General features: G+C 74.7%; 6 protein-coding genes and 1 pseudogene. 2 read left to right on the top strand and 5 right to left on the bottom strand.

The features are described from left to right. From CCN42_RS25660 to CCN42_RS25640, 5 genes are all read right to left on the bottom strand, one after another. Positions 1–1,313 (bottom strand): CHAT domain-containing protein (locus CCN42_RS25660; RefSeq protein WP_143662008.1); only part of this gene is annotated, 1,313 nt, incomplete at its 3' end. A gap of 3 nt (positions 1,314–1,316) precedes the next feature. Further along, positions 1,317–2,066, bottom strand: coding sequence for a tetratricopeptide repeat protein (locus CCN42_RS25655; RefSeq protein WP_086739171.1), 750 nt, complete (start codon positions 2,064–2,066; stop codon positions 1,317–1,319). Positions 2,067–2,189: 123 nt separating this feature from the next. Beyond that, entirely contained in the window at positions 2,190–3,794 is a 1,605-nt protein-coding gene (locus CCN42_RS25650; RefSeq protein ID WP_107427646.1) for a transporter, read from the bottom strand. Next, positions 3,791–4,564: an ABC transporter ATP-binding protein gene (locus CCN42_RS25645; RefSeq protein ID WP_086739169.1), complete on the bottom strand. Its 774-nt coding sequence runs from the start codon at positions 4,562–4,564 to the stop codon at positions 3,791–3,793. The genes CCN42_RS25650 and CCN42_RS25645 overlap by 4 nt, the downstream gene beginning before the upstream one ends. 133 nt (positions 4,565–4,697) lie before the next feature. Then, the gene (locus CCN42_RS25640) at positions 4,698–5,351 is read right to left on the bottom strand and encodes a bifunctional DNA primase/polymerase (RefSeq protein ID WP_245877454.1); all 654 of its coding nucleotides are present in this window, start codon (positions 5,349–5,351) and stop codon (positions 4,698–4,700) included. A gap of 351 nt (positions 5,352–5,702) precedes the next feature. Between CCN42_RS25640 and CCN42_RS25635 the strand changes: the two genes are divergently transcribed. Both CCN42_RS25635 and CCN42_RS25630 read left to right on the top strand, forming a co-directional pair. Next, positions 5,703–7,088: an NsdA family TPR-like regulatory protein gene (locus CCN42_RS25635; protein ID WP_086739167.1), complete on the top strand. Its 1,386-nt coding sequence runs from the start codon at positions 5,703–5,705 to the stop codon at positions 7,086–7,088. A 168-nt stretch (positions 7,089–7,256) separates the two neighbouring features. Next, positions 7,257–7,439: pseudogene (locus CCN42_RS25630) on the top strand (hypothetical protein); the annotation flags it as partial.

Raw genomic sequence — 7,439 nt, 5'->3', positions numbered from 1 at the left:
GCACCTTCGCGCGGCTCGTCCCCGGATACGGCACCTTCGCGCGGCTCGTCCCCGGATACGGCACCTTCGCGCGGCCCGTCCCCGGATACGGCACCCTCGCGCGGCCCGTCCCCGGGAACCGCACCCCCACGCGGGCCCTGCCTCGCGGCCGCGTCCCCGCGCGGGCCCGGCCCCGGCACCAGCCGCAATCCCGCCGCCCGTGCCCCGAACAGTGCCGGAGTGGCGGCCTGGAAGGCCGGGCCGGCGGTGTCCGAGGCGGCGGTCACCGCCTCCGTCAGGGCCTCGGGCAGCACGCGCCCGTCCAGCAGCAGCCCGTACAGCGACTCCGCGAGGGCGATCGCGAAGGGGTCCGCGACCGGGTGGCGCATGGCGAGCACCGCGCAGTCCAGTCGCTCGACCAGTGCCCCGGCCAGCGCGCCCACCGCCTCCGGACCGGGCCCGGCGGCGCCCCCGTCGAAGGCGTCGTCGGCGGCGGCCGGCACGCCCAGCGCCCGCCGCTGTTCCCGCGCGGCCAGCGCCCCCGACCAGCACGCGGCCAGCGTCACCAGGCGCACTCCGCGCGCCCCCGCCAGCAGCCGGGCCAGGTCGGGCGCCACGACGCGGTCGGCTCGCCCGGTGTCGGTCTCCAGGAGGAGTTCGCCGGGGGTGCCGTGGGCGGAGACATGGACGACGTCCCAGCCCTCCGGCCGCTCCAGCAGGGCCCGGAGCCGGTCGCGGGTCACCCTGTACTGGAGGGTGTGCAGCTCCACCGCCCGCCCGGCCCGGTCGCACAGCCGGGTGAGCACCCTCCGCTCGCGCCGCAGGTTCAGGGCCCGGCTGCCCTCGGGCAGGCTGAACAGGGCCAGCATCCGCACCGGCCGCCCGGCCGCGGGCACGTCCCGCTCACCGGGACGCGCGTCACCGATCTGGGTCACCGGGGTCAGGCCCCAGGCGGTCAGGGGACGCCCGCGCAGCCGTGCCAGCTCCAGCGGCACGTACAGCAGCCGCCGCGCCCGCGGCACGTCCGTCGGGACCACCACCCGCAGCACGGCCGGAGCCGCGTCCGCCAGCAGTTCGGCCGCCGGCCCGAGGATCCGCTCCCCGGCCCAGACGCCGACCTCCCGCACGATCTCCCGCTCCCGGGCCACCCGCTGGTCGGGTGCGGCGTTCCGGCGCACGTACCCGGGGAGGTCGAGGAACGCCTCGAACTGCGGCGCCTCCCGGTCCAGCCGCACCTCGTGCCGGGCCAGCACCCGCCCGTCCGGCCCGGTCAGCTCCCAGCGCCACCGGTCGAGCCCGGTGAAGTCCCGGACCCACAGGCCGAGTTCGCGCACGGCTCAGAGGCCGAGCAGCCGGCGCAGCGAGCGCAGCTGCCGTACCGAGTCCCGTACGGCCGCGCGGGCCGGGTGGGAGGACGGGAACTCCCGCAGCGCCTGTTCGTACATCTGCTGGGCCTCGGCCAGGTGCCGCACCTGCCCGCTCCGCGCCAGCTCCGCGAGCGCGCCGCCGAGGTTGACCAGGCGCACCGGGTGCATCGGGTCGTCGGGCGGGGTGCGGTCGAGGGCGGACCGGGCGTACCGGACGGCTTCGTTCAGGGCGGTGGGGTCGGGGTGTCCGCGGACGCGGCGCAGCAGGGCGTTGGCGAGGTTGGACTCGGTGCCGGCGTACTCGGGGTGGCTGGTGGCGAGGACGTCGAGGCAACCGCGGTAGAGGGCGATCGCCTCGTCGATGTCCTCGGTCCGGCCGCGGTGGTCGAACGCCTCCTGCAACGACGTGGCCAGCGAGGACATGTGGCGGGCCAGCTCGGGGTCGCCCGGCGGGGAGGCGTCGACCGCCTGCCGCCCGTAGGCCAGCGACAGGTCGAGCTGCCCGGGGTCGCGCTCCCGCTCCCAGCCCAGCCGGTGCAGCATGCACAGCGCGGACAGGGCGGACGCGTGGTGCGGATCGGATTCCGGGTAGCGGTCCCGGGCCCGCCCGGCGGCCGTCACCGCGCCCCGCAGCAGTGTCACGTCCCCCGTCTGCGCGTATGCGAGCCGCAGCCGGTCGGCGACCTCCAGGGCATCGTCGAAGGGGCCGACCCCGGGCACCTGGGGCGTCTCGGGCCGTCTCGGCCTGCCGAACCATCGGGCCACAGTCGCCCCCCGCGTAGGTGGATGCCGTCCACGACCCCTACGAGATTGCCGAACCGCCGTCCCTCGAAACCGAATTCGTCACGCTTTGCTGACCGCCGTCAGGATCTCCGGCAGCCGCGCGGCGGTCCGCGGGGCGGCCAGCCGCAGACCGGCGTAGGCGAGCGCCGCACCGTGGGCCGCGCCGGCCGGCAGCAGCGGCCAGCCCCGGCCCGCGGTGGCGTCCGGGCCCGTGTGCAGCCAGATCGCCGCCACGATGACCGGGGCGCACAGCAGGGCGCCGGCCGCCATCCCGCCGAAGATGGAGATCCAGGCGAGCCCGACCTGCCCGGGCGCCACGTTCTTGTAGCCCTCCTGCGGGATCGAGTACGGGAACCGGGCCGAGGTCCACGCCCCGGTCGCCAGCATCGCCCCGAGCAGCGCGAAGGACAGCCCCAGCGCCTCGGGCAGCCGCGCCCAGTCGCCGAGCAGCGCCGTCGTGAGGACGGTGACCAGGGTGGCGTACGGCAGGGTGATCACCAGCAGGGCCAGCGCCCGCGCGCGCAGTTCGACATAGGCGTCCCGGGTGGACGAGATCGTCATCGCCACCATCCAGAACGCGGAGGTGTCCTGCCCGAACTGGTTGTACATCTGCAGACCGAGCATGCCCGCCGCGAAACAGGCGAAGTAGACCGACCCGGTGCCCTGGAGCGCGTTGAACACCGGCACGATCAGCCCGATCGCCAGCGAGGTCACCCACGCGGCCTTGGTCTTCGGGTCCCGCCACACATAGCGCAGGCTGCGTTCCATCACCGTTCCGGTCCGCCCGCCGGGCAGCAGCCGCCCGAGCCGCGTCGAGGACCGCTCCCGCCCGGCCGACTCGGCGCCGTGCAGCGTCGATCCGTCCGGCGAGGTCATCAGCCGGGTCAGATGCCTCGCCCATACGGCGATCAGCGCGGCCAGGACGACGCCGCAGAGCGCGAGCTGCCCGGCCGCCGTGCCGTACGCGCCCTCGCTCACCGAGTGCACCGCGCCGAGCGCTGACGCCGGCGGCACCCAGCGCAGCACGTCCGCCACCGGGTCGAGCTGCCCCAGCCCGGCGGAGCCGAGCCGCTGCGCCCCGAAGTTGACGACCTGCGCGCCCACCGCCACGACCAGCCCGCTCAGCACCGCCAGATCCCGCCCCCGGCGGGAGGTCAGCAGCCGGATGTTGGCGGCGGCGACGGCCCGCGCGAGGGCCACGCAGACGAGCAGCGCCAGCACGACCGCGACGGCCCCGACGACGTACGCCGCCGCCCCGCGCGCCACCGTGATCACCGACCCGGCGAACAGGCACACCGTGAACAGCGGCCCGATCCCGACCAGGGAGGCCGCGAGCAGCGCCCGCACCAGCGGCCGCGGCCGCAGCGGCAGCATCACCAGCCGGGTCGGGTCGAGGGTCTCGTCCCCGCCGGGGAAGAACAGCGGCATCACCGCCCACCCCAGGCCCAGCACCGCCACCAGCAGCACCACCAGGGCGTCGGCGTGCGCGGTGCCGCGCAGCAGGACCAGCCCCAGCACCTGGCCCACCGCGAACAGCAGGGTGACGACCGCCGACGCGACGTAGGCGGCCTTGCGCCCGCCGGACTGCCGCAGCCCGTTGCGCAGCAGGGACAGCTTCAGCCGTACGACGGTGGCGGTGACGTTCGCTTCCGTGGCCGCGCTCACCGGGCGCCGCCGCCCAGCCAGTCGAGGTCGGTCCCGGCGTCCCGCCCCTGCGCGCCGACCAGTTCCAGGAAGGCCTGCTGGAGGGTGGGGGCGGTGCCGCGCACCTCGGCGAGGGTGCCGTGCGCGCGGATGCGCCCGGCGGCCATGACGGCCACCCAGTCGCACAGCGACTCGACCAGTTCCATCACGTGGGAGGAGAAGACGACGGTGGCGCCGGAGGCCGTGTACCGCTCCAGGACGCCCCGGATGGTCTGCGCGGAGACCGGGTCGACGCCCTCGAACGGCTCGTCCAGGAAGAGCACCTCGGGGTTGTGCAGGAGGGCCGCCGCGAGCCCTATCTTCTTGCGCATGCCGGTGGAGTAGTCCACGACCAGCTTGTGCTGGGCGCCCGCCAGGTCCAGCACGTCCAGCAACTGGGTGGCCCGCTTGTCCACCTCGGCCCCGGGCACGCCGCGCAACCTGCCCGTGTACGCCAGCAGTTCCCGCCCGGACAGCCGCTCGAACAGCCGCAGTCCCTCGGGCAGCACCCCGATCCGGGCCTTCACCTCGACGGGGTCCCGCCACACGTCGTGCCCGACCACCTCGACGGTCCCCTGGTCGGGCCGCAGCAGCCCGGTCACCATGGAGAGCGTGGTGGTCTTCCCGGCCCCGTTGGGCCCGACCAGCCCGACGAACTTCCCCGCGGGCAGCTCCAGATCGATCCCGGCGACAGCGACTTGCTGCCCGAACCGCTTCCAGAGCCCGTGAACACGTACAGCGGCTGAGGTCATGCCCGAACCCTACGGTCGGGTGACCCGGCCGAGGGGCGCGGGACCGTGCCGGTACGCGGCTCGCCGCGCGGGCGCGAGGAACCACCGGGACCCGCGGCCGCCGAGGATCAGCGGCCAGGCGGACGGCCCGGCGTCACCGGTCCCGCCCGCACGCGTAGGCGAGCGGAGAGATCAACTCCTCCGCGTCCGGCAGCCAGCGGTTCGCCGGAGTCGGCCGGCACACCCACTGCACGGCCCCCCGGGACCCGTACCGCGTGGGCGGCGCGGCCACATAGCCGCCCTCACCCAGCGCCACCAGATCCATCGACGCGGGCGACCATCCCAGCTTCCGCACCAGATCCGGCACCTTCGCCGCCGCCCCGGGCAGCACGAAGAACTGCATCCGCCGCGCCGGGGTCAACGTCACCGGCCCCAGGGTCAGTTCCATGCGTTCCATGCGCGCCAGCGCGAGGAAGCCCGCCGACTCCGGCACGCAGATCGCGTCGAAGGTGCGTCCCGTCGGCAGCAGGACCGACGCGTTCGGCTGCTTCTGCCACATGCGGCGCACGACGGTCGCACTGCCGGTCGCCCGGGTCGCCCAGTCGGCGCGCGCGGGGTGCGCCCCGGGCTCGTCGCACAGGGTGTTGCCGCAGGAGCAGCGCTGTTGTCCGTCGACGGCTTCCAGCCAGGTACCTGGGAACACGTCCCAGTGGCGTTCCTCGGCGTAGCGAACGGCGGTCTCCAGCAGCGATTCCCCGCGCTGCATCGGAATCTGTGCGGCTTCGGTGGCCGGGATCGTCTCTTCCACGAGGAACTCAACTCCCGCGCTCACCTCGGGTTACGGCCCCGGCCGCGCGCGGGGGAGGAGCATCGATTCGGCGTCCGGGGCGCATGGGTGCATGGGTGGGGGCGCGCGTGAGGATCCGCGGCGGCACTTGGGTAGCCAGGAGGGGAACGGGTGGGCAGGGGTGCTGTTCACCCCGGCTTGTCCGGGTAATCCGTGCATGTTTCGGGTTTTCAGGGCATGTCCGCATTTTCGGTATGACCGCGGGGCATTGATCTTCCCGACCGGACCCCACGCCACCGGCGGTGGGGTGCGACCGGGGAAGACACGACAACCGGTGCACGGGCAGGCACCGCAGCCACAGGGGGTTACGCCATGGCCGCAAGGCCTCTCGTCGCGCGGCAGCCGAACGAACGGCTGCAAGCGCTCATCCAGGAGGCGGGGTGCTCGAACGCCGGGCTCGCCCGCCGGGTCAACATGTGCGGCGCCGAACACGGGCTCGACCTGCGCTACGACAAGACGTCCGTGGCGCGCTGGCTGCGCGGACAGCAGCCGCGCGGACGCGCCCCGGCGATCATCGCCGAGGCGCTGGGCCGCAAACTCGGCCGGACGGTCACGATCGACGAGATCGGCATGGCCAACGGCAAGAACCTCGCGTCGGGCGTCGGCCTCCAGTTCTCGCCGACGGTACTGGGAGCCATCGAGCAGGTCTGCGAGCTGTGGCGCAGCGACGTCGGGCGCCGCGACTTCCTGTCCGGGTCGTCCGTCGCCGCCTCGGCGCTGGTCGAGCCGAGCCGCGACTGGCTGATCTCGGCGCCCGACGCGCAGGTGGCGCGCTCGGCCGGTCCCCGGGTGGGCCGGTCGGACGTGGCCGCCGTGCGCTCCATGACCCAGGCGCTGGTCGACCTGGACCACCAGTACGGCAGCGGGCACGTCCGCCCGGTCGTCGTGCACTATCTCAACAGCGTGGTCTCCGGCCTGCTCGCCGGCTCCTACCGGGAGACCGTGGGCCGCGAACTGTTCGCCGCCGTGGCGCGGTTGACCGAGCTGGCCGGGTACATGGCGGTGGACACCGGGCAGCCGGGCCTCGCCCAGCGCTACTACATCCAGGCGCTCCGGCTGGCCCAGGCGGCGGGCGACCGCGGCTACGGCGGCTATGTCCTCGCCGCCTCCATGAGCCACCTCGCCGCCCAGCTCGGAAACCCACGCGAGATCGCCCAGTTGGCGCGGGCGGCGCAAGAGGGGGCGCGGGGGCGCGTGACCCCGCGCGCGGAGGCCATGTTCCACGCGGCGGAGGCGCGCGGCCATGCGCTCATGGGTGAAGCGCGCGCCGCCCAGGAGGCGGTGGGGCGCGCGGTGAGCGCCATGGAACAGGCGGACCCGTCCTCGGGGGACGATCCCGCGTGGATCGCCCACTTCGACGAGGCCTACCTCGCCGACGAACTCGCCCACTGCCATCGCGACCTCGGGCAGGCCGAGGCCGCCGCGCGGGCCGCCCGGCAGTCCCTGGACGGGCATCCCGAGTCCCGGGCCCGGCGGCGCGCGATCGGCTATGTGCTGCTCGCCACCGCCCAGGTGCAGCAGCGCGAGATCGAACAGGCCTGCCACACGGGGATGAAGGCCGTGGAGCTCCTGGAGACCCTGCGGTCCAACCGGGGCGCCGAGTACCTGGAGGACTTCCAGGCCCGCCTGGAGCCGTTCCGTGAGGAGGCGGTGGTGCGGGAGTTCGGGGCGCGGCTGGATCTCCAGCAGGCGGCGTGAACGGGGCGGGCCACGGGAGGGAGGCGACATAAGCCGCGCGCCGCCAGGAGGTTTTGTTACCGCCGTCACAGGGAACAAGATCACGCCCTGTGCTGCGTGGCACCCGGCTCCGGGGACCCGGTAGCGTGAGCCGACGATTCCGAAGGTCCCCCATTCGTAGGAGTCCCGGTGACGCAGAGCGGACAGGGCGAGGAGCCCTCGGCGCAGCCCGCGCACGAAGGCATCGTGCTGCCCTCCGACGGTGGCGAGCCCCTGCTGCCGGGCACGCAGGCAGGCCCCGGCCGCCCCGCCGACGCCCCGCTCCCGGCCCAGGCGCCGCCCGGCGGCCAGGCCTGGGGACAGCCCTGGGGA

This window comes from Streptomyces glaucescens, assembly GCF_002154375.1.
Lineage (GTDB): Bacteria > Actinomycetota > Actinomycetes > Streptomycetales > Streptomycetaceae > Streptomyces > Streptomyces glaucescens.
The sequence above is the reverse complement of the archived record's forward strand: the minus strand, read 5'-3'. Positions and strand labels throughout refer to the sequence as shown.

Bases quoted from the DNA above. Each gene is read 5' to 3' on its own strand.
- CCN42_RS25645 (WP_086739169.1), bottom strand. From the start codon at position 4,564: ATGACCTCAGCCGCTGTACGTGTTCACGGGCTCTGGAAGCGGTTCGGG.
- CCN42_RS25635 (WP_086739167.1), top strand. From the start codon at position 5,703: ATGGCCGCAAGGCCTCTCGTCGCGCGGCAGCCGAACGAACGGCTGCAA.